Here is an 883-nt window from a genome sequence, read left to right as displayed (position 1 = left end):
ACCCGCGTGCCCGGAGGCAGGGGCGCTGGGGTCAGGCAGGTGGAGCCCTTCATCTCCGCGGGAAGCGTCCGGAGGTTGGCGCCATCACCCTGGTCGATGAATCCGAATTGAATCGTCATGTCCCCCCCGTCTCGGGACTGACAGGATTCAGCCACCCCGACCGGGAGTGAAGGACCGGCCGGGTGGGAATGACAAAGACTTACAGCCGCCCCGCGGGCATTGCTCTCCAGCGAGGACGGCGTGCCTCAACACCTGTCCCCCTGATGCACCGCGAAGCGCGGATCCACCAGGACACCCATGAAGTTCAGGAACAGGCCGGCCCTCACGGGTGACCCGGCGGCGGCTCACGCCTTCGGGCCGGAGCGCTCCTCGGAGCGGGCATCCTCACCTGACGCCATCCTCCCCTCGCGCTCGGGCCGCCGTCCGCCGCTCCCCATCAGCGTGTCCATCCACATGTTGCTGATGCCGAAGTTGCGGTCCGGCGTCGCGAAGTGGTGCGCCATGTGGTGCGCGCGCAGCGCCTTGCCCCAGGCCGTGCGCGGCGTGCGGTGGTGCGTGGCCCAGTGGAGGGTGTCGTAGGCTACGTAGCCCCAGACGATGCCCACGAAATACGGGAGCATCTGCGCCGGTCGGCCCACCATCCACAGCAGCCCGCCAATGAGGGAGGACAGCGGGATGGTGACGATGAGCGGCATCACCAGGCGCTGGGCGTCGTCCGGGTACCTGTGGTGGTAGCCGTGGGCAATCTCATGCACCCGCCGGGTGAGCCGGCCTTTGCCCTCCCAGTGGAAGAAGAACCGGTGGATGCCGTACTCCATGAGGATCCACGTCAGCAGGCCCAGAGGGATGAACAGCAGGACCCGCCCCACTGACGTCCGCCCCC

At 68.1% G+C, this 883-nt stretch carries 1 protein-coding gene; it reads right to left on the bottom strand.

Annotation, left to right across the window (positions count from 1 at the left end; genetic code table 11):
- Window positions 1–344: 344 nt before the first annotated feature.
- Window positions 345–883 (bottom strand): sterol desaturase family protein (locus D7X99_RS41950; protein WP_121782589.1); only part of this gene is annotated, 539 nt, incomplete at its 5' end.

Source organism: Corallococcus sp. AB032C (genome assembly GCF_003668935.1).
GTDB classification, from domain to species: domain Bacteria; phylum Myxococcota; class Myxococcia; order Myxococcales; family Myxococcaceae; genus Corallococcus; species Corallococcus exiguus.
Note: the sequence above shows the minus strand (reverse complement) of the source record. Positions and strands in the feature narration are given on the sequence as shown.